Consider the following 22,334-nt stretch of genomic DNA (forward strand, 5'->3'; position numbering starts at 1 on the left):
ACCTAAAAATGGCAACAGGCGGCGCTGAGCGATCACTCAATCAAACGAACGGCGCTGCTGTGCTTGTCGATATCTTCCAGAATGCCATCCAGCAACTCGCTGATCTGACCTTCTGCCCCGGAAAAACTGGAACTGTCGGCGAACCGGATATAACCGCCATCGTTGGCCGCGCAGACCTGCAACCCCGGCACCGCGACCTTGCCGAACAGCGTGCGGCCGAAATCCTCCGGATCGCCCGGCCGGACACCAATGAAATAGAACAACAGGTCGCGGCTGCGGAAGCTCTCGCACAGCGATCGGAAACGCTTCGCGGCCACCTCGGTTGAGCCTGACGTTCCCAGCTCACCATCGCCATCAATCGCCTCGCCGACGTAAGCGTTATAGGCGTCGGTATCAAACCAGTCGCCAATGGTGTTGGCCATCATGACAATCGCTTTGATATTGCCGCTGCCGTTGTCGTTGAAATCGAGCGGATATTCACTGTCACCCCAGCCATCGCTGCCGCGAAACGCCGGCGCTAGCGCCATCGCGCCCCAGCCCATCGCAATGGCGTAGTTGACGTTGAACTGCGGTTCCATCTGGTCGAGTCGTGCGGAGATAGCGTTGAGGTCATCGGTTAACGGCAACAGTGCCGCCGTCGGGCAGCCTTTATCCCCGACGATAAAACGTGTGTCATTGACGCCAGTAGCCTGACCAAAATCAGGATTTGGCCCGACCCACTGGATAAACGGCATCCAGGTGGCGTTGATCGGTAAGTCGTGTCGATAGTGGATCCAGAAGCTGTTGGCGGGCGCTTGCTCCCAGAGGTAGTTTTCCCCCTGATTCAGCCCGCGATACAAGCACATACGCCTCGATCGTAAATCGGGCATCATCCGGCTGGCGAGGTTGGCGATGCCGTAATCGTTATTGCGAAACAAGGAAGACAGCTCCACCGGTTTTAACGCGCCGCTCAGCGACCAGTTGCGGATACGGCTGCTCCAGTTGGCGTCGTCATACACACTCACCGACTGGCTGTAAGGCACCAGTGCCAGGCGGCGATCAGGATAGTCAGCCAGGAAATCCGTGGCGAAATTTTTACCCAGACGGCGCAGCACCGCCAGTTCGCTCTGGGTTTCTGATGCCGTATTGGGTAAAACCAGCGCCACTTCGCTGGGCCGATAGATAACCTCTACCGTGGAGTAAATCTCATGTTGCCGCTGCGCCACCTTCAGCAACACCGGCTGACTGGCAAAACTCACGCTGACGGTAAAGGTGCGGCGGGCGTTGCTGCGGCTTCCTTCTGTGACCGAGATATCGGCGGCTTCCAACTGTTGCGCCAGTTTGCTGTTCATGCCGAGGTTGCTTCTGACATATTCCCATGCCAACCGTTGACGATCGGCGGCGCTGAAATCGCTGTTGTTTTTGCTTAAAGCTTCGCGCCCTACCGCCAGCGCGGCGGCATCGGCGGCGCGTTTGATTTGTGAGGCATCGCCGGTGGTTTGCAGGGTATCGATGACATAAGCGCCCGTCAGCAGCAGCCCCATCATGCCCAGCACATAAAACGCCGACCCTGCGCCGCGCTCCTGACGCCAAAAACGACGCAGCGAATCACCGAAAGGAGAGCGTGGTTTATTCATCATCCTGCTCCAGCCCGGCTTCTGCCGCCAGCGCCTCATCAAGCGTCAGGGTGTTGCGCGTTACCCGATTGACCGCCGACGCCTGCAACATATTGGTCAGCGACAGGCCGCCCAGTAAGTTGATATCGTTGCCCTGGCGACACAGTTCCACCACAATCATGGAAATCGTCTCCTTGCCCTCTTCGGCATTCACTTCCGGTAACTCCCCCGGATAACGGCTGCCGGATACCGCCTGATTGTCAGTACAAATGCGGGTGTTGTTACCGCGGGTAAGCTGCCAGTAAACCTCACCGGTCTGAAGCACGTTGGTAATGGTGACCTGATAGTTGCCCACGCCGCTGTCGGGAATGGTGGCCTCCAGCAATCCCTGTAATCCCTGCCCGGTCAGATTTTTTTGCATCGCCAGCACCGAGGTGATGGCGCCGGCGCGCTGCTCCAGATGCTCGCGCTCCAGCTCGACGGTGACGATATCCGCCACCAGCGCCGCCGACGCCAGCAGGATCGGGAATGCCAGCGCGGTTTCCACCGCCACGACGCCGTGCTGTTGTTGTCGCAGTTGTTGAAGTGGTTGAAGTTGTCGCCAGCCCCGGCGCAGCCAGTTACTCATCGTGCAACTCCGTACCAAACACATGCTTGTACTGATAGCGAAAGGCGTTACCCAGCGAGAGCATTTCCGGCAGCGGTGACAGGAACGCTTTTTTGATCTGCACGGTGACCGACCACACCGGCAGGGTTTGCACATTTTTTGAGCCTTGCCCTTCGTCCTGCCCCGACAGGGCCAGCCCCCCCAGTTCGCTGAGGTTGTCGAAATGCAACACGTTGACCGACAAATCATCCTCGCGGATGTAGCCATACCCGGCGTCCACCATGCGACGGCGCAGTTGCTCGGTCACCTCGTTGGCATTTCCCGTATCCAGCGCGTCAAGGCGGAACGACTGCACCGCTTTATCCAGCGCGACGCTGCCAATACCAATCACCAAACCGATACGCGCCAGTTCAAACAACATCATCACGCCGACCAGCATCACCGGCGCCAGAAAAGCCAGCTCAGTGGAGATCACGCCGCGCCCCGAGCGCCAGGCGGCGAGACAGGCGCGTCCAGTCATCCGCATCATGGCGTGCTATCGCTCAGAGCAAGCGGCTGAGTGCTGGCCATCAGCAAGGTTTCGCTGGCATTGCCGCTTTTTAACTTCGCCACCCGCGCGCCGAGATTGGCGATCAGCGCATCGACACGCGAGGCGTCCGCCATTTGACTCAATACGTTACGCGCGTTGTCTTCGTTGCCCTGATACAACCAGGCCAGCGCCAGATTGAGGCGTACCGACGGGTTATTCAGATCGGCGCGGCGCAACTGGTTAATGGCGTTCTCCGACTGACCGCTGGCCAGCCAGGAAAGCGCCAGATTATTCATCACCGCGATATTGCCCGGCTCAATGCTCAGCGCCTGTTCAAAGCGGCGACGCGCCTCGTCATGGCGGCCTTGCGCATCCAGCAGCACGCCCATGCCGTTCAGGGCGGTGGCGTCACGCGCATCGCGGCGCAACGCGCAATCAAAATCCTGCTGCGCCGCGGCAGTGCGGCCCAGCGCCAGTTGCGCACGTCCCATTCCCACGCAGAGGGCTGTCGCTTGCGGCGCCGACATCTCATCGAGATGACCGCCCAGCGCATCACGCGCGCGGCCATACAACGTCAGTGCTTCCGCCGGCTGACGCACCGGGCCGGCCACCGTGGCATACTCCAGCATCTCGGCGCCGTTCAGCTTGCCGCGCACATCAAGACGTGCATACACCTCCGCCGCCGCTTCCTGCCGCCCCTGATCGCGCAACAAACGCGCCAGTTTCAGCCCCTCTTCTTTGTTGCCTTTCAACGTATGGCTGCTGCATCCCGCCAGCAGCGCGCAGCCTGCCAGGGCCAGCAACAGATGACGCAGAAAGTGTGACGCGTGGTTTTTCATCGACATGTCGTATTCTCTCGGTTTGTAATTCTCGGTTCGCAATTCTCGGCTCGCAATTAATGAGCCAGCAGGCGGATCACCCGCAACAGCGCGGGCGACGCCATAATGGCGATAATGGGCGGCAGGATAAGCGCCATCAGCGGCACACTCAGTTGGGCCGGCAATTTGCCCGCCTTCTCTTCAAGGGTCAGCAACAGGGTTTTACGGCTCTCATCGGCAATGGTGCGCAGCGCCTGCGACAATGGCGTGCCGTAGCGTTCCGCCTGTAGCAACGTCGCCACCATGCTTTCGATTTCACTGACGCGGGTGCGTTCGGCAAGGTGCTGCAAGGCGGTGTTGCGATCCGCCAGAATTTGCAGCTCCGCGGCGGTGTAGCGCAGTTCGTCGGCCATCTCCGGCGAGGAGAGCCCGAGCTCTTTGGATACCACCTGCAAAACACGGCCGATGGATAAGCCCGCTTCGGCGCACACCACCATCAGATCGAGTGCATCCGGCACCGCACGCGCCAGCTTTTCACCGCGGCCGGCAGCGCGCATTTTCAACCAGGCTTCAGGCAACAGGCTGCCGGCGAAAAAGCCGATCAGCGCCGCCGCCAACCCGGTCAGGCCGGTACGATCCTGCGGCGGCAATGCGCCCCCTACCAGCAACAGCGCCAGCAGCAGGCCGCCGCCCAGTTTGCCCGCCATCAGCCAACCCAGCGCTTCAGTACGGCGGATCCCCGCCAGATCGAGTAAACGACGCAACTGCTGGCGATCCCGCGCCGACCCCGCTAACTGCACGCCCCAGGCGGCGATGGGTTGCAGAATTTTTTCCAGTCGCGGCGGCAACGCCTTGCCCTGATTACGCAGAATGCTGTCCGGCGCGCCGCCGACGGCAGCGGTGTCTTCCATCGTCACATGCGCCGCCAGACGGTCGCGCAGCCGCCGCACTTGCGCGTGAGCATGGCTTTTCAGCGCCATGCGTAGGCCAAGCGCAATCAGCAGCAACGCCAACCACACCACCGGGTCCCTGAACATAATCGTCTCTCCTTACGCGATGCGTTTAACCATCAGATGGGTGATCACTATGCCCAGCGTGACGCTGCATAGCGCATAGACCAGCACCGTGGAACCGACCGGGTCGTTAAATAAAAAATCAAAATCTTCCGGCGATTTCAGGTACATATAGCCAAGACAGCCGGGGAACAGCGCGGCGACAATCTTGGCGGAGGCGCGCGCTTCCGAGGTTTTCGATTGTACTTTCAGCGCCAGTTCACGCCGCTGACGCAAGGTAGCGGAGAGGCGTTCCAGCGTTTCGCCCAGGCGGCCGCCCGCCTCCTGATTGATGATCAGGATCACCACAAAGAAACGGTACTCAGCCATCGGCACCCGCCCGGCAGAGGTCTGGATCACCTGACGCAGCGGAACGCCCAACTTCAACCAATGATCGATAAGACGGAACTCATTGGCCAGCGGGCCGCTCAGATGCGCCGCCACCTGACCAAAGGTGTTCGCCACCGGGACCCCGGCGCGGCAGCTACGGGTAATGGCGTCAATCGCATCCGGCAGGCTTTCACGCAACTGATGCAGATGTTTTTGCAGCGTGTTGTGAAACATCACCGCCCCTATCGCGACCGTCAGCGCGAACGAAAACAGCAGACCCGAGGTTAACGGCATCGGCGTGCGGCGCCCTATCGCCATGCCTACCACCAGACAAATGGCGAACAGCATCATGACCCGCTTGCGCAGCGTCTGCTGCCAGCCGATAAACTCCAACTGCTGCCACCAGACGGCGGCCAGACGACCCAGCACCGGCACCCCGGCAAACGGCGTGTACGCGTGGCTTTTCAGGATCGAATCCACTTGCGTCGTGGCGGTGGCGGCGTCTTCACCAAAAATTTGCGCCATGCGTTGCGTGCGCAGGCGCGCCAGTTGGCGCTGACGCCGCCAGTAGGCAATCGCCAGTAACGTCAACAGCGCCACGCCAAATACCAGCGCGGTGATCAGATTCAGCATGAAAGGCGTCATAACGGCTCCTTAATTCACTGCTCAAAAATTCACTGCTCAAACAGATGGGATCTGTCGGCATAGAACTGCGGGCGCTGGATGGTTTGTACATAGTCGCCGGTGATGCGCCCCTGGCCGTCGCTGCCGCGGATCTGAAAATGAAACAGATCCTGCATCTGGATAACGTCATTCTCCATGCCGCACACTTCGCTGACCGCCACCACGCGACGTATGCCGTCACGCATACGCTCAATCTGCACAATCAGGTGTACCGCACTGGCGATTTGGCGACGAATCGCCATCAGCGGCAGTTGCATATTGGCCATCATCACCATGTTTTCCAGACGCTGAATGGCATCGCGCGTGGTGTTGGCGTGCACGGTACACAGCGAACCGTCGTGTCCGGTGTTCATCGCCTGCAACATATCGAAGCATTCGCCGCCGCGGACCTCGCCGAGAATGATGCGGTCCGGGCGCATACGCAGGGCGTTACGCATCAGATCGCGCTGGTCCACTTTGCCGCCGCCCTCGGCGCTGACCGGACGGGTTTCCAGCCGCACCACATGGGTTTGCTGTAATTGCAGTTCAGCCGCGTCTTCAATGGTGATAATGCGTTCGCGGGTATCGATGTTTTGCGACAACGCGTTAAGCAGCGTGGTTTTACCCGCACCGGTTCCGCCGGAAACAACCACGTTCAGGCGGGCTTGCATCGCGCGCGTCAGCACCTCCGCCATCGCCGGGGAGATACACCCCTGCGACGCCAGTGTCTCCAGCGATAGGTTGCGGCGCATAAATTTACGGATCGAAATAGTGGTGCCGTCGATCGCCAGCGGATAGGTGATCACATTCACCCTGCTGCCGTCCGGCAGACGCGCATCCACCATCGGGCTGGATTCGTCGATACGGCGCCCCACCGCGGCGGCAATGCGCTGCGCGGTATTAAACACATGCTCTTCATCAATAAAAGTCACCGGCGACAGTTCCAGTTTGCCGAAGCGCTCGACAAATACCTGGCCTGCGCCATTCACCAGGATGTCGTTGACGGTATCGTCCGCCAGCAATGGTTGAATCGGCCCGATACCGGTCATTTCATCCAGCATTTCGCCGGCGATGTTCTCTTCTTCCTGGCGCGACAGTTGTAAACGCTGCTCGTCGCACAACTGACGGATTGCCGCCTGAATCTGCGACAACAGTTTGTCGCGCGACATCGCCGCCGCACGACCGGCATCGATCAGGTCGTACAGTTGGGTACGAATCAGACGACGATGGCTGTTACGGTTTTCCACCGGCTGACGGGCGGCGGCCATCGCCTGACGCGTCTCGGTCGGCGCCGCTTCCGCTGCCTTGACGGGCGTGGCCTGCGGCGCGGGTTCGGGTTGTCTGGCCGCTTCTTCACGCCGCGGGGCAAGGGGTTTACGCATCAGCACAGGGGTTCTCCTTACGGGTTAACACGGTTCAGGCACGCTTTAACAAACTCAGCCAGCGCTTTTTCGCCGGCATCGGCCGCACGCCGCAAGCGCTATCCACCAGTTGGCGCATCCCCTGCCGGAACGGCGCACTGGCGGCCAGATCCAGCGCGCCGAGGCTGAGGCTTTGCCCCAGCGCGGTGCCGGCGTGCGGCAACACCACATCCAGCGGTCGTTCGATCAGGCTTTCGAATTGCGCGCGGCTTAACGGCGCATTGCCGCTGAAGTGGCTCTGGTTATGCACCAGCAACAAGCGCTGGCCTTCGCTTTCATCGCCAATCGCCTGCACCAGGCGACGCACGTTACGCGCATCCTGCACCGTCAGTTCGGTGACCAGAATGCGCAGATCGGCGCAACTGATCACATCCAGCGCGCCGGTGGGCAGATAGCCCGGCAAATCCCATATCACCTGGTTGAACATACGGCACAGCGTACCGCCCAGATTCAGCACCGCATCGGGATCGACATCCGGCAATTCGCCCAGTTGCGGCTTCTGCGCCAGCAAATGCAGGCGGGTATCCACCTGCAACATGGCGCGTTGCAACAACCGGGTATCCAGTTGTTCGCTGTCCAGCACCGCCGTTAGTCCGGCGTCGTCATCCATCCCCTGCAACAGCAGTTGATCGCCATGCCGACGGTCGAAATCCACCAACGCGACGGGCAGATGGCGTTCCAGAGACATCAACCGCGCCAGACTTGCCGCCACGGTGCTGGCTCCCACGCCGCCGCTGGCGCCGACCACCGCCACGGTACGCCCCATCCGCGCGTACTCCGGGCCGGACTGCTGGCCATCACACTTCGCCAGCGTGGCGGAGAGCAAATCCAGCGTGCAGGGCTTGACCAGATAATCCGTCACGCCCAGTTGCAACAGCGCACGGTACAAATCAACGTCCTGTGTTTTGCCGAGGGCGATCACCCGCGTGCCGGGGCCGCACATCGCCAGCAGCGTTTCCATCTCCGGCAGCGGCCACGGCTCGCCGTCGAGATCCACCAGCAAGATCTGCGGCGGCAGATTCAGCTCACACCATTGTCTGGCGGCGGCCAGACCGCCGGCATGGACCTGTACGCCCGGGCGTCGCAGGCGAGCCAGGTCTTCACGCAGCTGCGTTTGCTGACCGACATCTTGCACAAACGCCGCCAGCCCCGCGCTCCACTCTTCCGCTTCCTGAGCCGGAGATACCGTTGCGTCACTCATCCGCTTAACCTTCCGTTAGTCTTCGTCGAAGTTAATATCGATGAGGTCTTTCACCTCGTTTTGCTGGTAGCGCTCAATGCTGTTCACCATGTTCACGCCGTCCGCCGCATCAAGGCTGCGCGCCTGAATCAAATCACGCGGCTCCGCCACCATTTGCGCCAGATTGCTCTGGTTGGCGCAGCCGAGGTAACCCACGGCCTCAAACGGTTTAACCATCAGCAAGCCCGCGTCATTGACCTGACAGGCCGGCGCCTTGACGGCCAGCGCCTGCGACTGCACCTGCAAATCGCCGCTCTGGTTCACCGCCGGTACGCGCGTCATCACGCGGATACGGCTTTTATCCGCGCCGGCGTTCTCCAGCGCGTTAGCCAGACGGCTGGCGATCTGCTCGCCGCGGGCCGTCCACGGGGTGATGGTCAGCGTCTGTTTCGACAAGCGTCCTTGCTGGTTCAGTAACTGGTTTAACGACGCCAGCGAGTCGGCATCCAGGCCGTGGCCGTTGCGATCCACCTGTAAATTGACCGCCAGCGAAGAGGGCTTCACCTCGATGCGCTCGACATCCGGCTGGTTAAAACGCGTCATACGCTCTGCGCTTATCTTGCGATCGCTACAGCCTGCCAGCGCGATAAGCGCCAGCGCCAGGACAGTCAGGCGGGCAGGCATCAGGTAAGGTTGTGTGGTTTTCATGATTATCTCGCCGGTTAGTAGAGGTAGCCTGCCGCGCCGAACCGAGGCGTGTTGGCATCGAGCATCTTCGCGCCCTGGCCTGGAGTTTGCAGCGTGCCGGCGCTCACCGGCGCGACCACATAGGCGGTAGCGATAATCACCAGCTCAGTCTCTTCCGAACTGGTGGATTCCCGCTCAAATGCGCGGCCCAGCAAAGGAATACCCGACAGTCCCGGTACACCGGCCACCGTCTGACTGTTGCTGCTGCGCAACATGCCCGCCAGGGCGAAACTCTGACCGCTGGCCAGTTCCACCGTGGTATCGGCGCGGCGTACAGTCAGCGCCGGAATGGTGGAGCCGCCTTCCAGTTGTACCGAGCCGACCGACGTCAGTTCACTCACTTCCGGTGCGATATGTAAACTGATGCGGTTCGCCGACAGCAGGGTTGGCGTCATACGCAGGATCACGCCGTAAGATTTGTAATCGATGCTGACGCTGTTACCGGTAATCAACACAATCGGCACTTCGCCGCCGGCAGCAAAGGCGGCCGTTTCACCGGACATCGCCGTCAGGTTCGGCTCCGCCAGCACCGAGGCCATCCCCTGTGAATTCAGCGCGGACAGCAGCGTACTCAGCGAACCATCACTGCCGGTGTAGTTGTAACCCAGCGAGGCGCTGCCCGCCTCACGACTGAAGGTGTTGCTGGTGGCGCTAAAGAAATTGCTCAGCGCCCCCGAACCAAAACCAATGGTATTGCGGCCCCGGTTCAGCGATGAATCCCAGTTAAAGCCCAGCTCATGGGTGAGTTTGCGCGACACTTCCACCACCCGCACACGAATGTTGATCTGCGATGGCGTGCGCACTTTCAGTTGGTTCACCACATTCGGCGAGGTGCTGCTGGACGCCGGCATAGCGCCCCCGCCCCCACCGCCCCCGCCTGCGCCGCCGCGTGACGAAGCGGACGCGCCAATCCACGCCTGCACGCTGTCGATCACTTTTTTCGCGTCCTGCGGCGTTTCCACGCTGCCGCGGACAATCACACCGTTTGGCACCGAGGCTTCCAGTTGGATCTGCGCATCGGGGAATTCACGACGCAGGCGCTCTTTGAGCGCATCCAGATCATGCTCGACCACCAGGTGAATGGCGCTGACCACCTGCCCGTCAACATCCATTGCATACAGCGTGGTGTTCCCCACGCCTTTGGCAAACACGAACACATTGCCCGGCGACGGCAATTCAAAACTGGCGATCGCCGGGTCGGCGATCAGTACGCTATCCGGGATTTGGTCCAGTTGCAGCATACGTCCCTGATTGATATTCAGGCGGATTTCGCTGGTGGCTTCGATCTGCGTCACCGCGGCGACAGGTAGCGTCGTTGCCGACAGCAGACAACAGGCGACCAGCAACAGGCGTTTCGCGGCCAGGCGATAGCCGAAGTCGGGCGTAAAACTCATCTTCATTTATGGGTATCCATGACTGGGATTGATTCATCCACGCGACCCGCGCGGGCAGGCGTGGCGCGACGTTGTCATCGGGCAGGGAATTGCTTCACCTCGGCCCTGTCGCCACGGAACATTTTCACCTGATGTCCACTGCTGACCATCTTGCTGTAAATACCGGTGGTATCTTTCAGGGTGGTCACCGTTGTTTGCGCCTCGGCGTCATCGGATGTTTCAAGCGCGCTGCGCTGAGCCATCTGCAACAGCCCCACTTCTTTGGCGACGGTCAGCACTTCCGCCTGTTTGGGCGTCGCTTCCAGCGTGATAGACTGATAGATAGGCGTACGCTGGCGTCCCTGCGGAGTATTCTGTGCCGGTTCAGCGCCGTTGATGTCCTGACGCGGACGCATAGAGGTAATCGCATCCGTTTGATTATTCAGCGCCAGAACCCGCAGATTGCGCGCTACGGTCTGCGCGCCGACCACCGGCGGAGGGACAGGTTGTTGAGACGTGGGTTGCAGCGAGACTTCATCATCACGGCGCAGGCTGAGGATGATATCGACATAATCGCCGGCGCTGACCAGACCCGCATTGCTGGCGACCACGCTGGTAGGAATGGAGATGGCGCGCATCCCCGGACGGAGTACGGCGGCAATAAAGCCCGGCTCATTGGGGCGAACCACGCTGTTATTGTTTAACGGGGTGCCCGCCGGGATTTTACCCCGTAGCGTCGCGCCATATAACTGACTTTCCTGATCTTTACCACGAATAAAATAGAAGGTTCGTGAAACCGGTTGGTCCGTTTCCTGCCAGCGCACGGCGGAACCATCAATAAAATCGCCTGGCGAGAGATCCCGCGCGGTCACCAGCACCGCCGTTTTCTCCACGGGTGTCGGTGCCGCCGCCGGCGCCTGCTGTGCAACAGGCGTGCCGGGGAGTTGACTGCGAACAATCAGCGCCACGACCCCGGCGGCAATCAGCGCCACGGACAATAAAAGCGTCGAGTTTATTTTCATTTTTTATTTCTACCGGCCAGATTCTTTTATATTTCAGAACTGAGGCCAAATAAGGATATAAGCCGCCCCAAAGGCAATCGCGATGCCATAGGGAATACCCTGTGATAATTCGGCAGAGAGCATTGGCGGCGGCGTAATATTTATTTTCAGCAGGTGATTCATCCGTTCAATCAGCAATGCCACGCCTGTCGAGCAGGTATTGAGCAACGGCAGCGATAATGCCAGTATCCCGCCGGCAATAGCCGTCATCATGACAAAACTGATCTGGTGGCCGTAGCCCACCCACAAACAGAGCACGCTCATCAGTTTGACGTCGCCGGCCCCCAGACGTCCGGTGAGAAACAGCAGAAACCCCACCACAAACACCAGCAGCGCCCCCGGCAATGCCTGCAACAGGGAGCCGGAAAGGCGCGGCAACGGCCCCGTCACCCCGACTGTCGCCAGCGCGCTCAACGCCAGCCAGCCCAGCAACAGCGCCAATACCGCACGATTCGGGATACGTCTTAGCAACAGGTCGCTGCCGATGCACCAGACCAGACACACCACCAGCAACAGGTTATACGCATACTGCACGCCAAACTGCCCGGCCATTACTTGGCTGGAGTAGAAGAACCAGTCGTACCGGAACCGGTAATCTGGTTGGCGATATCACTGAATTTCTCGTTTAACGCCCTCACGAAGATACCGTCGCCGCCGAAAATCGCACCGATAGCCGCCGCCATCGCCGCCGCCAGAATGCCGTATTCGATCGCGGTCACACCGCTTTCATCCTGGAAAAATGCACGCATTTTTGCTTTCAATTGGTTCATTATCCGCTCTCTCTATCAGGTTACAGGGGTGGACTGCGCCACATCGCACAGCACCATCAGGAAGTGATAATAATGAGACTTATTATCATAAACGACAAGATGCGGAAGATTAAGATATGTTAATTTTCGCCATTATTTTTGCTGCAAATACCTTACTTTTTTTGTACGTATTGGTTAACAGCGGCAGTACGGAAAGCATTAACATCCTGAGATGGCCGACAAACCGTTTTTGGTCCGTCGGCGTTTCAAGGCGAATCACCCCATTGGCGTTCCGGCGACTTAACGTATGACGGGTATAGCGGTTTCAGCACGCACGTAAATTAACTGCGATTTAAGTTAACTGCGATTTAAGTTAGCTGCGATTAAGGCATAAATACGCCGCCAGACCCGGTTCAGCGGAGTCCAAAACGAGTTTTCCGCCGTGCAGTTCGGCAATCGCCTTCACCAGCGATAAACCAAGACCATAACCACTCTGGTTATGCGCCTGATCAAGACGTTCGAAACGCTCCGTCGCCGCCTGATGTAACGCGGGGGGAATCCCCGGTCCGTGGTCGCGCACGCACAACGCCAGCCAGCCGTGATACAGGTGCACGCCAAGGGTAATGCGTCCGGTCCCTGCGGCATATTTCAATGCATTTTCAATCAGATTGGCCATCGCCTGAAACACCAGCGCGCGATCGCCGAACATCGGGATGGGCGCACTAAGCTCCACCACCAGCGAGCACTGATGCGCTTCCGCCAGCGGCTGGTAATACTCTTCCAGGTCGTGTAACAACCGCTGGGCGCAAAAATGGTCAAACTGATGGACGCAACGCCCGCTTTCAATTTCGCCGATGCGCATCACATTGCGGAACAACGTCAGCACGGATTGCACGTCACTTGATGCGCCATCGATCTCGCTGCGCACGCCGTCGCTGAGATCATCGCGTTCCGCCAGCGTATAGAGCCGATTCTGCAAATGCGTCAGCGGCGTGCGCAACTCGTGGGCGACATGCCCGGCGGTACTACGCACTTGCGTCATCAGGCGATCAATGCGTTCCAGGTTCTGGTTAATATCGACGCACAGGCCGTCGAAATCATTGCCATAGGGAGAAACCGGCATACGCACATGTTGCTCGCCGGTACTGTAGCGATGCAGCGCTTCACGGATCTGCCGCACGCTGTTCAGGCTGCGCAAGCTAAAGTGGCGGCTGACCAGCAGGCAAAACATCAGCACGAGAAACAATCCTGCGCCGGCCACCAGCGGAATGGTCCGCACCCGTTCCAGCATCGGCACGATGTTATAGGCACGAAACAAGATAGCGCCGTCTTCCAGACGAACCGCAAGACCCATCACGTTGTCGCTGCCGCCGACACCCAGCAACCCTTTCAGACACTCGACATTCAACTGGCACCGGCCGGCGGCAGGAACGAACGGCATGTTGTGATAAATCAGGCGACCATCATCCGCCATCACTATCACCATCGGTAATTCATCGCTCGGTTCATGGTATTCCTGACGCAAGTGCGCTGATAAACCCGCACTGTCTTTCAGACGGGATTTTGCCGCGTAATTATAGATATCGTTCATAATGATATCGTGTACATGGCTACGCAGCAGCGATTCACTCAGCACGCTGAATCCCAGGATGCATCCCAACATTACGATCATAAACAGATAGACGATGGTGATCGACTGACGAAAATGGGTACTCGAGAGAAAACCCGGGTCATAACTGACGCCGATCGCCTGCCACTGATGCAGTTTTATCTGCATTTGACGCAGCAACCTGCGCAGACCGTTTACCCTGGCTGACACGCCGCTACCTCTTCTCAATCTCGCCGAGGCAATAACCTACCGAACGCAGTGTTTTGATCAGCGGCAGCGAGAAGCCTTTATCAATCTTGGCGCGTAGTTTGGAAAGGTGTACGTCGATAAGGTTAGTCTGCGGATCAAACTGATAACCCCATACCCGCTCCAGCAATAGCGTGCGGCTGATCACCTTGCCGGGATGTTCCATCAGGATCATCAACAGTTTGATTTCTTTATCCGTCAGTTCGATGCGTTTGCCGCCGCGCCAGACGGAACGTTGCAGGCAATCGACTTTCAGATCGGCGAAAGTGAGCACCTGGCGTTGTTCATGACGACGTTTGTCGCGCCCGACAATAATATCCAGCCGCAGACGCAATTCATTAAGATTAAAGGGTTTTCCAAGATAATCTTCCGCGCCGAGCTCCAGCCCCATCACGCGGTCGACGTCGCGATCCAATGCGGACAGCAACATGACTGGAGGATGCGGACGCCCCTGTAGCGCACGCAACACGCTGAAACCATCCATGCCGGGCAGCATCCGATCCAGCAGCACCACATCATACACTTCCTGTTCAATCGCCTGTAATGCCTCCGCCCCATCGTGGATCAGCCGGCAAGAGTGTCCGTGGGCATGTAACTTCGCACCCAGCCAATGGCACAGCGCGGAATCATCATCAACCACTAAAACACGCATAACCCTTCCCCTGAACTCAATTCATGCACGCTTATTGAAATGCGCGCTGATTGAAATGCACGCTTATTGAAATTGTTGGCAAGCCGTTTTCAACCCATCGCGGTTTTCAGGCCGGCTCGCAAACGTTATCGTCAGTCTGTCTTTGGCGTTATTTTTTGAATGCACATGATGCTGAGTCACATCACTCAGTGACCGCGTCGTCGTATCCCAAGGAAGACAAACCGGTTCCATCACCTCGCCTTAACAGATAATAACAATCATTATCATTTGATTACAAGAGGGTTACAACGCCTTTTCCGTTGCGCCCTGCCGGGGACGCGTTGTCCGGCGCGGCACAGTAAAAACCGGCTGACAAGAAAAAGCCGGCAACCTTAATAAAATTTAATCCAGCCCCTCTGCGAGAGTGCGCATGGTTATCCGCAATTTTCTTTTTATTTATTTGGTTACGCCGCTTAGCCCGTTCATCCGCGTTATCCGGAAAATTAAATTGATTTCATGTTTCAGGATTTATCTTGTTAGCGCGAATTCAGCTTGTCCATACTGGCGCCCACCATCTCGAAGGGAAAATAATTATGCTGAATGCGCTGTACAATCGTTATCTTGAGGCTAAAACCAGCCATCCGAAGCTCTATGCACGCGATCTCGCCGGGCATCTGGGCGTTAGCGAAGCCGAACTGACCGCGGCGCGCGTCGGCCATGATGCCCGCCGGTTGCAGGATCAACCGCGCGCCTTACTGGCGGCGCTGCAACAGGCCGGCACACTCAAGGCAATTACCCGTAATCAACATGCGGTACATGAGCATGTCGGGGTGTACGGCAATCAACAGTTGGAAGGCCATGCGGGGCTTATCCTCAACCCCGGCGGCATCGATTTGCGCCTGTTTATGAATCAGTGGCACAGCGCTTTCGCACTGGAAGAAGAGACGGCACGCGGCGTGCGCCACAGCCTGCAATTTTTCGATCCGCAGGGCGACGCGGTGCACAAAGTTTATGCCACCGACACCACCGATATGGCTGTGTGGCACGAGATTGTGGCGCGCTTTGCCAGCGATGAAACGGCCGCCCCGACAATCACCGCAGCCACTCCCGCTCTCTATGCCGAAAGCGTTGATGTCGCCCGGCTGGAAATCGAGTGGCGTGCGATGACCGATGTGCATCAGTTCTATCTGTTGCTGCATCGTTATAACCTGTCGCGCCAACAGGCGTTTAAGCTGGTCAGCGACGATTTGGCGCGCAAGGTGGATAACCAGGCGCTGGCCGCGCTGTTACATCAGGCCCATGTCGATGGCAACGAAATTATGGTGTTTGTCGGTAATCGTGGCTGTGTGCAGATCTTCACCGGCGTACTGGAACGCGTAGAACCGATGCAAGGCTGGCTGAATATTTTTAACCGTCACTTCACGCTGCACCTGAACGACAGCGATATCGACGAAAGCTGGATTACCCGCAAACCGACGGTAGACGGGGTGGTCACCAGCCTGGAACTGTATGCCGCCGACGGCACGCAGATAGCCCAACTGTACGGCCGACGCCGTGAAGGCGAACCCGAGCAGACCCGCTGGCGCGAGCAAATTGCGTTGCTGGAAGCGAAACTGGAAGCGAAAGGTGAAAGCGTCGCAGCCTGACGGATTACCACGATGGAGAGACGCGCGAACGCCTCTCCATCGTCCGCGCAGGCGAGAGTCGTTGCATGAAAAGCAACCGCGTTACGGGGCTCGGGCCGCGCATCCGGCATTAACCGCTTAAGCGCCTACCAAATCAGCACTACGTCAACCACCTGATGGGAAAGAGTAATAAATTAAGCAATTCATGCCAGGGGCGAAGAAAATCGCCCGGTCTTAAGGTTCGCATAATAATAAAAGATCAGGATAACCTCATCACAGATGAGGTTAATTATGCGAATAACGTCACCCTACTCATTAGAATGGACGCGCGGTGGAAGTGAAGTTAGCGATATTTCCGCGTTAATACATTCCAGTTATCACCAGATTTACCACGCCACGCTTTCTCGTTGTATGCCCTGGCTACTCGGTATGTACGACGCAAACGGTGAGTTGAAAGCAGCCTGCGGCATCCAGCCGGCCTCCCACGGGCCACTCTACCTTGAGCATTACCTCGAAAACCCCGTTGAAGCGGAATTGTCGTCACGTTTCGCCGCTCCGGTGTCACGCGCCGCGATTGTGGAAGTCGGTAACTTTGCCGCGCAGGACGGTGCGTCCGCCCGCGTCATGTATGCCGCTGTTTGTCAGCTTCTCAATCAATACCGCTTTTCGTGGATCGTATTTACCGGTACCAAAAAAATCCGCAACATCTTTTATCGTTTGAACCTGCAACCGCTATTACTGACGTCGGCACGGCCTGAACAACTGGGCGACGCCGCCCTCGAATGGGGTGATTACTACCAGCATGACCCGCAGGTGATGGCCGGTGAACTGATCGGCGGGCACACCACGTTAAGCCACACCAGCCTGCTACTGAGTCTTTTTAGCTCCTCGCCTGACGCCCCCTGGATCACCTCATCGGGAGAACCCTATGTTTCTGGACATGCTTGAGCAACAGGCTCGCCGCCGCCCCCACGCCATTGCCCTGCACGGGGAAACCCGAACATGGAGCTGGCAGCAATACCATGAAGCCGTCATCACTGTTGCGGCGCGCTTACGCTCGCTCGGGGTAAAACGGCTGGCGCTTGAAGCGGATAACAGCCCGGAGTGGGCCATTATCGATCTCGCCTGTCTGGCCGGTGAGGTGGTGATTATCCCGGTACCGCCGTTTTTCACCGAGGCTCAAAAAACCTGGGTGCGGGCATCAGCCTCTATCGATGCGCAAATCGGCGGCGAGTTACTGGCGGGCTGGCAGGAACACCACTTCCCGTTCGGCAGAATGCAAACGCGTACGATATCGGACCCGGTTCTCCTGCCCGTCGGCACGGCCAAAATCACCTATACTTCCGGCACGACCGGCGAGCCAAAAGGTGTTTGCCTGAGCCAGAGCGGCATGTTCTGGACGGCGCAAACGCTGGCCACCGCGCTGCACACGCTGAATCTGGATAAGCATTTGGTTCTGCTTCCGCTCAGCATCCTGCTGGAGAATGTGTGCGGCCTCTATATCCCGCTCCTGCTCGGCGCAGAGACGGTAGTTTTGCCGCCTTCTCGTATTGGTTTTGAAGGCTCCAGCCGGTTTACTCCCGGACCCTTTCTCCAGGCGCTGACCCACTGGCGTCCGCACAGTCTGGTGCTGGTGCCGGAACTGCTACGGGTATTGTTACTGCTGCATCGACAGGCGCCGGAAAGCACGCAATCCCTGCGCTTTATCGCCGCCGGCGGCGGCAAAATTTCAGCCTCGCTGCTGACAATGGCGGAGCACAGCGGTTTACCCGTATTTGAAGGTTACGGCTTGTCTGAATGCGGCTCCGTCGTCGCGCTGAATCTTCCCGGTGCCGCCAAAGAGAGCCGTGTCGGCAGGCCGTTGCCCGGTATTCGGGTGACGGTCGATGACCACCACCAGTTGTGCGTGACCAGTCCGGCCAACGCGCTGGGCTATCTGGGTGCCGAACCCGCGCCGCCGACGGTAGCGACCGGGGATCTGGGCCGGATAGATGAAGACGGTTTTCTCCATATTCAGGGGCGGCTGAAAAATGTGCAGATCAACGCCTTTGGCCGCAATTTTTCGCCGGAATGGCCGGAAGCGGAGGCAATGGCCTGCCCGGCGGTACGCCGCATCGTCATTTTCGGTGAAGGGTTGAGACGCAATGTTGCGCTGGTCGATGCGTTTGAAGGACAACAGGAACAGGCACGCGAACAACTACAGGCCCTTTCCGCTCGTCTGCCGGACTACGCGCAGTTTCACCGCTTGCTGTTCACCTCGGAAATCTCATCGCCCGGCATGTTAACAGCCAATGGACGACCACGCCGGAATGCCATCTGGCAATCTCTGGAGCAACACATACTCACCAGCAGTGAGGAGGAATAATCATGGGTTTTTATCAGGAATTACAACGTCAAACTGCGGTGGATCGCCAGCGCTTACTCTCTTCCCCGGTTATCGCCCGCTGCCAGGCAGGCGACATCTCCCGCGAGATGTACCTCGATTTTCTGACCCAGGCGTACTATCACGTCAGCCATACCGTGCCGCTGCTGATGTGTGCAGGCGGTCGTCTGCCCGCCTCGCATGAAGCGGTTCGGGGCGCGATTGCGGAATATATTGATGAAGAATACGGGCATCAGGAGTGGATCCTCAACGATATCCGCACCGGTGGCGGCGATGCGGAAAAAGTCCGAGACGGCACGCCCGGCATGCCGATCGAGATGATGATCGCCTACCTTTACTACCGTATCGAGCGGGTAAACCCGATGAGTATCTTCGGCATGGTACTGGTACTGGAAGGGACCAGCGTGTCGATTGCCTCTGCCGTCGCCGCGCAGGTTGAGCGTACGCTGGGGTTGCCGGAACAGGCGACAACCTATCTGCGTTCTCACGGCGAGCTCGACCAGGAACACCTGAAGTTTTTCGCATCGCTAATGGATACGGTCACTGACGAAGGCGATCAGGCCGCTATTATCCATACCGCCCGTCGCGTTTATCGTCTGTACGGCGAGATGCTTAATCAACTGGGGCAAAACACGCGTGAACCTGAATAACAAAACCATTCTGCTGACCGGCGCCAGCGGCGGTATTGGGCAGGCGCTGGCGCACGCGCTGGCGCAAAAGGGGGCGCGGCTCTATCTTGTCGGGCGCAATGAGCAGGCGATGGCGCAGTTGAAACAAAACCTGCCGCACCCGGAACAGCACCATATTGTGCTGATGAACACCTATTCCGACGACGAAATCGTCACCCTTGCCGCCAAGTTTAACGATGAGAACCGGCTGGATGTGCTGATCAACAACGCCGGAAGCAGCCGCTTTTCGCTGTTTGATCAACAGTCTTTTGACGACATTCGCGAGCAGATTCGAACCAATATCGAAATACCGGTCCTGCTGACGCGGACCTTGCTCGAAAAGTTTAATCCACAAGGCATCGTGCTCAATATTGGTTCTATCTTCGGCGAAATCGGCCACCCTGCCTGGAGCGTCTACAGCGCGACCAAGGCCGCCGCGCACCGCTTTTCCGAAGCGCTGGGGCGCGAATTACAGGGCAGCGGCATCAACGTATTGTATGCCGCCCCACGTGCCACGGAAACGACCTTAAACAGCGATGCGGTATACGCGCTGAACCGCAAGCTCGGCAACGGCAGCGACTCTCCCGCTTTTGTCGCCTCACGGCTCGTCCACCAGCTTGAAACAGAGCGAAAGCGCTACCGTTTCGGCGTGATGGAACGTCTGTTCGTCAAGATCAACGCCTGGTTTCCCACCCTTGTCGATGGGGCATTAGGTAAAAAATTATCCGTCATTCAGGCATATGCCCGGGGCACAAACAAAGGTGAAGATCAATGAAAATCCTGTACACACTTGTCCTTACCGCAGCCGTCCCCTTTTCAGCGCTGGCGAACCTCTCGCTGGAGAATTTGCAGCAAAGCTGGTCCATCTGCCAGTACCAGACGCTTGAATCCGCGAAAGAGCGCTGCTTCAGCACGCTCAGCCAGCAGGCGCATGACGCCAGCCAGGCGAGCAACAATACCGATGCGCCGCTGCTCATCTGGTCGGCGATTATCGACAGCAGTTGGGCGGGCGCTAAAGGCGGCCTGGGTGCGCTGAGCCTCGTCAAACAGGCGCGCGATAACCTGGAAAAGGCGATTGAGCGGGATCCGAACGCGTTACAGGGTTCGGCCTGGACCAGTCTTGGCGCGCTGTATTATCAAGTCCCCGGCTGGCCGATTGGTTTTGGCGATAAAGAAAAAGCGGAACAAATGTTGAAAAAGGCCCTGGCGCTCAATCCCGAGGGGATTGATCCCAACTACTTTTATGGTGATTTTCTGCTGAAAGAGAAAAAAACCGACGAAGCGAAACGCTATCTGGAAAAAGCGCTTAAAGCGCCCGCCCGCCCCGGACGTGAAATTGCCGACAGCGGGCGTCGCCGCGATATCGCCAGGGATCTGGCCAGTCTCCAGTAAATGATCCCGTCCCCATCGCGGCCGGGCGTTGGGGACGGCGTATTCTGTTAACGGCCGGATGGCCCGTCAGTATCCAAAGACATCCGGTTGCGATTGCGCCAGACGGGTCTGCTGCTGGCCGGAGTTACTTCAGCAGCCTGACTTTCACCGTTTTTCCTTTGATTTTCCCCTGTTGCAACTGTTTCCACGCGTGGCGCGCCACCGCCTGCTTCACCGCCACATAGGCGTGCATCGGATGAATCGCAATCTTACCGATATCCGCCCCATCCAGCCCCATGTCGCCGGTTAACGCCCCCAGAATATCGCCGGCGCGCATTTTGGCTTTTTTACCGCCGTCGATGCATAGCGTTGCCATGACGGCCTCCAGCGGGGTGATGCGCAGTCCGGTGGGCAACGGATGCCAGTTGAGTTTCATCTTCAACATTTCTTCCAGCGCATTGGCACGCTGGGCCTCTTCCGGCGCGCAAAGACTGATGGCCAGCCCGCTTTCACCGGCACGCGCGGTACGGCCGATACGGTGAACATGCACCTCGGGATCCCACGACAGCTCGTAGTTAATCACCATCTCCAGCGCTTTGATATCCAGCCCGCGCGCCGCAACGTCGGTTGCCACCAGCACACGGCTGCTGCCGTTGGCGAAGCGTACCAGCGTCTGGTCGCGGTCACGCTGTTCCATGTCGCCATGCAGCGCCAGCACGCTCTGATTGCTGTTGGTCAATGCCTCGTACACCGCCTGACAATCTTTTTTGGTATTGCAGAACACCACGCAGGAAGCCGGCTGTTCGCGGCTGAGCAGCTTTTGCAGCAGATCGAGTTTGCCGCTGCGAGACACTTCATAGAACTGTTGTTCAACCGCCGGCAGTTCATCCACCGTGTCGATTTCAATGATCAGCGGATCACGCTGGATGCGTCGGCTGATGGCGGCGATAGCCTCCGGCCAGGTGGCGGAAAACAGCAGCGTCTGGCATGGTGTCGGCACCTGGGCGATAACCTCGTCAATGGCGTCGGCAAACCCCATATCAAGCATCCGATCCGCTTCATCCAGCACCAGTGTCCGTAAGTCATCAAGGCTGACGGTCTCTTTTTTCAGATGGTCCAGCAGTCGGCCCGGTGTGGCGACAATCACATGCGGCGCATGGGTCAGCGAGTCTCGCTGGAGACCGAACGGTACGCCGCCGCACAGCGTCAACACCTTGATGTTCGGCATACCGCGCGCCAGACGGCGCAGTTCATTGGCAACCTGATCGGCGAGTTCGCGGGTCGGGCACAGCACCAGCGACTGCGTGTTAAACCGCCCGGCATCAAGGTGCTGTAACAGCCCCAGACCGAAAGCCGCGGTTTTACCGCTGCCGGTTTTCGCCTGCGCACGCACATCTTTTCCGGCCAGGATCGCCGGTAACGCCGCGGCCTGTATCGGGGTCATCGTCAGATAGCCCAGTTCGTTAAGCGTGGTGAGTTGTGCGGCAGGAAGCGCGTTAAGTTCAGCAAATGAGGTCACGGTGAGAATTCCAGATGAAATAAGTCGGCAATGATACCATCCCTTTCCCGCCGCGCCGTGAGGAGTTTTCACTTCACTATTCTGGCCCGGCTAATTAGTGATATCCAGGACAACAGATACGTTGTGTGGCCACGTCTGACACATCAGGCCTGCCGGG

Annotated in this window: 22 protein-coding genes; 6 read left to right on the plus strand and 16 right to left on the minus strand. The window is 58.4% G+C overall.

The features are described from left to right. Positions 1-32 precede the first annotated feature (32 nt). From DCH402_RS10465 to DCH402_RS10535, 15 genes are all read right to left on the minus strand, one after another. Complete coding sequence (locus tag DCH402_RS10465; protein ID WP_233276270.1) at positions 33-1,619, minus strand: hypothetical protein; 1,587 nt, start codon at positions 1,617-1,619, stop codon at positions 33-35. Then, on the minus strand, positions 1,609-2,223 hold the full coding sequence (locus DCH402_RS10470) for an aminotransferase class IV (protein WP_040001033.1): 615 nt from the start codon (positions 2,221-2,223) through the stop codon (positions 1,609-1,611). The genes DCH402_RS10465 and DCH402_RS10470 overlap by 11 nt, the downstream gene beginning before the upstream one ends. Continuing rightward, the gene (locus DCH402_RS10475) at positions 2,216-2,731 is read right to left on the minus strand and encodes a TadE/TadG family type IV pilus assembly protein (protein WP_050583294.1); all 516 of its coding nucleotides are present in this window, start codon (positions 2,729-2,731) and stop codon (positions 2,216-2,218) included. Before DCH402_RS10475 ends, DCH402_RS10470 begins: the two co-directional genes overlap by 8 nt. After that, complete coding sequence (locus DCH402_RS10480) at positions 2,728-3,576, minus strand: tetratricopeptide repeat protein (RefSeq protein ID WP_040001034.1); 849 nt, start codon at positions 3,574-3,576, stop codon at positions 2,728-2,730. The genes DCH402_RS10475 and DCH402_RS10480 overlap by 4 nt, the downstream gene beginning before the upstream one ends. A 50-nt stretch (positions 3,577-3,626) precedes the next feature. After that, entirely contained in the window at positions 3,627-4,586 is a 960-nt protein-coding gene (locus DCH402_RS10485) for a type II secretion system F family protein (protein WP_040001035.1), read from the minus strand. Positions 4,587-4,598: 12 nt separating this feature from the next. Then, entirely contained in the window at positions 4,599-5,576 is a 978-nt protein-coding gene (locus DCH402_RS10490) for a type II secretion system F family protein (protein ID WP_040001036.1), read from the minus strand. 29 nt (positions 5,577-5,605) lie between these two features. After that, a complete protein-coding gene (locus DCH402_RS10495; protein WP_236887011.1) occupies positions 5,606-6,976 on the minus strand; it encodes a CpaF family protein in 1,371 nt (456 codons plus the stop codon). A gap of 34 nt (positions 6,977-7,010) precedes the next feature. Further along, positions 7,011-8,216, minus strand: a complete 1,206-nt coding sequence (locus DCH402_RS10500) for an AAA family ATPase (protein WP_040001038.1) — start codon at positions 8,214-8,216, stop codon at positions 7,011-7,013. 15 nt (positions 8,217-8,231) lie between these two features. Next, complete coding sequence (locus tag DCH402_RS10505; protein WP_040001039.1) at positions 8,232-8,903, minus strand: CpaD family pilus assembly lipoprotein; 672 nt, start codon at positions 8,901-8,903, stop codon at positions 8,232-8,234. Between the two features lie 14 nt (positions 8,904-8,917). Next, positions 8,918-10,342, minus strand: coding sequence for a type II and III secretion system protein family protein (locus tag DCH402_RS10510; RefSeq protein ID WP_040001040.1), 1,425 nt, complete (start codon positions 10,340-10,342; stop codon positions 8,918-8,920). A 68-nt stretch (positions 10,343-10,410) separates the two neighbouring features. Then, complete coding sequence (cpaB, locus tag DCH402_RS10515) at positions 10,411-11,337, minus strand: Flp pilus assembly protein CpaB (protein WP_040001042.1); 927 nt, start codon at positions 11,335-11,337, stop codon at positions 10,411-10,413. Positions 11,338-11,370: 33 nt separating this feature from the next. Continuing rightward, complete coding sequence (locus DCH402_RS10520; protein ID WP_040001043.1) at positions 11,371-11,928, minus strand: A24 family peptidase; 558 nt, start codon at positions 11,926-11,928, stop codon at positions 11,371-11,373. Beyond that, positions 11,928-12,146: a Flp family type IVb pilin gene (locus DCH402_RS10525; RefSeq protein WP_040001044.1), complete on the minus strand. Its 219-nt coding sequence runs from the start codon at positions 12,144-12,146 to the stop codon at positions 11,928-11,930. The genes DCH402_RS10520 and DCH402_RS10525 overlap by 1 nt, the downstream gene beginning before the upstream one ends. 352 nt (positions 12,147-12,498) lie before the next feature. Then, positions 12,499-13,902 (minus strand): sensor histidine kinase, encoded by a 1,404-nt coding sequence (locus DCH402_RS10530; RefSeq protein ID WP_050583295.1) that lies wholly within the window; start codon positions 13,900-13,902, stop codon positions 12,499-12,501. 46 nt (positions 13,903-13,948) lie between these two features. Further along, on the minus strand, positions 13,949-14,632 hold the full coding sequence (locus DCH402_RS10535; RefSeq protein ID WP_012769749.1) for a response regulator transcription factor: 684 nt from the start codon (positions 14,630-14,632) through the stop codon (positions 13,949-13,951). 572 nt (positions 14,633-15,204) lie between these two features. Here DCH402_RS10535 and DCH402_RS10540 point away from each other — a divergent pair. From DCH402_RS10540 to DCH402_RS10565, 6 genes are all read left to right on the plus strand, one after another. Next, complete coding sequence (locus tag DCH402_RS10540; protein WP_040001047.1) at positions 15,205-16,257, plus strand: hemin-degrading factor; 1,053 nt, start codon at positions 15,205-15,207, stop codon at positions 16,255-16,257. Between the two features lie 270 nt (positions 16,258-16,527). Next, positions 16,528-17,184 (plus strand): thermostable hemolysin, encoded by a 657-nt coding sequence (locus DCH402_RS10545; protein WP_040001049.1) that lies wholly within the window; start codon positions 16,528-16,530, stop codon positions 17,182-17,184. Then, entirely contained in the window at positions 17,165-18,601 is a 1,437-nt protein-coding gene (locus DCH402_RS10550; protein ID WP_040001050.1) for an AMP-dependent synthetase/ligase, read from the plus strand. The genes DCH402_RS10545 and DCH402_RS10550 overlap by 20 nt, the downstream gene beginning before the upstream one ends. Before the next feature lie 2 nt (positions 18,602-18,603). Then, positions 18,604-19,269 (plus strand): TenA family transcriptional regulator, encoded by a 666-nt coding sequence (locus DCH402_RS10555; RefSeq protein WP_040001051.1) that lies wholly within the window; start codon positions 18,604-18,606, stop codon positions 19,267-19,269. Beyond that, entirely contained in the window at positions 19,256-20,062 is an 807-nt protein-coding gene (locus DCH402_RS10560) for an SDR family oxidoreductase (protein WP_040001053.1), read from the plus strand. Before DCH402_RS10555 ends, DCH402_RS10560 begins: the two co-directional genes overlap by 14 nt. Then, positions 20,059-20,679 carry a TRAP transporter TatT component family protein gene (locus DCH402_RS10565; protein ID WP_040001054.1) on the plus strand — a complete coding sequence of 207 codons (621 nt, stop codon included), beginning with the start codon at positions 20,059-20,061 and terminating at the stop codon, positions 20,677-20,679. Before DCH402_RS10560 ends, DCH402_RS10565 begins: the two co-directional genes overlap by 4 nt. Before the next feature lie 124 nt (positions 20,680-20,803). On the opposite strand, the gene dbpA is transcribed toward DCH402_RS10565, so the two are convergent. Further along, positions 20,804-22,177, minus strand: coding sequence for an ATP-dependent RNA helicase DbpA (gene dbpA / locus DCH402_RS10570; RefSeq protein ID WP_040001055.1), 1,374 nt, complete (start codon positions 22,175-22,177; stop codon positions 20,804-20,806). Positions 22,178-22,334 lie beyond the last annotated feature (157 nt).

Source organism: Dickeya chrysanthemi NCPPB 402 (genome assembly GCF_000406105.1).
Lineage (GTDB): Bacteria > Pseudomonadota > Gammaproteobacteria > Enterobacterales > Enterobacteriaceae > Dickeya > Dickeya chrysanthemi.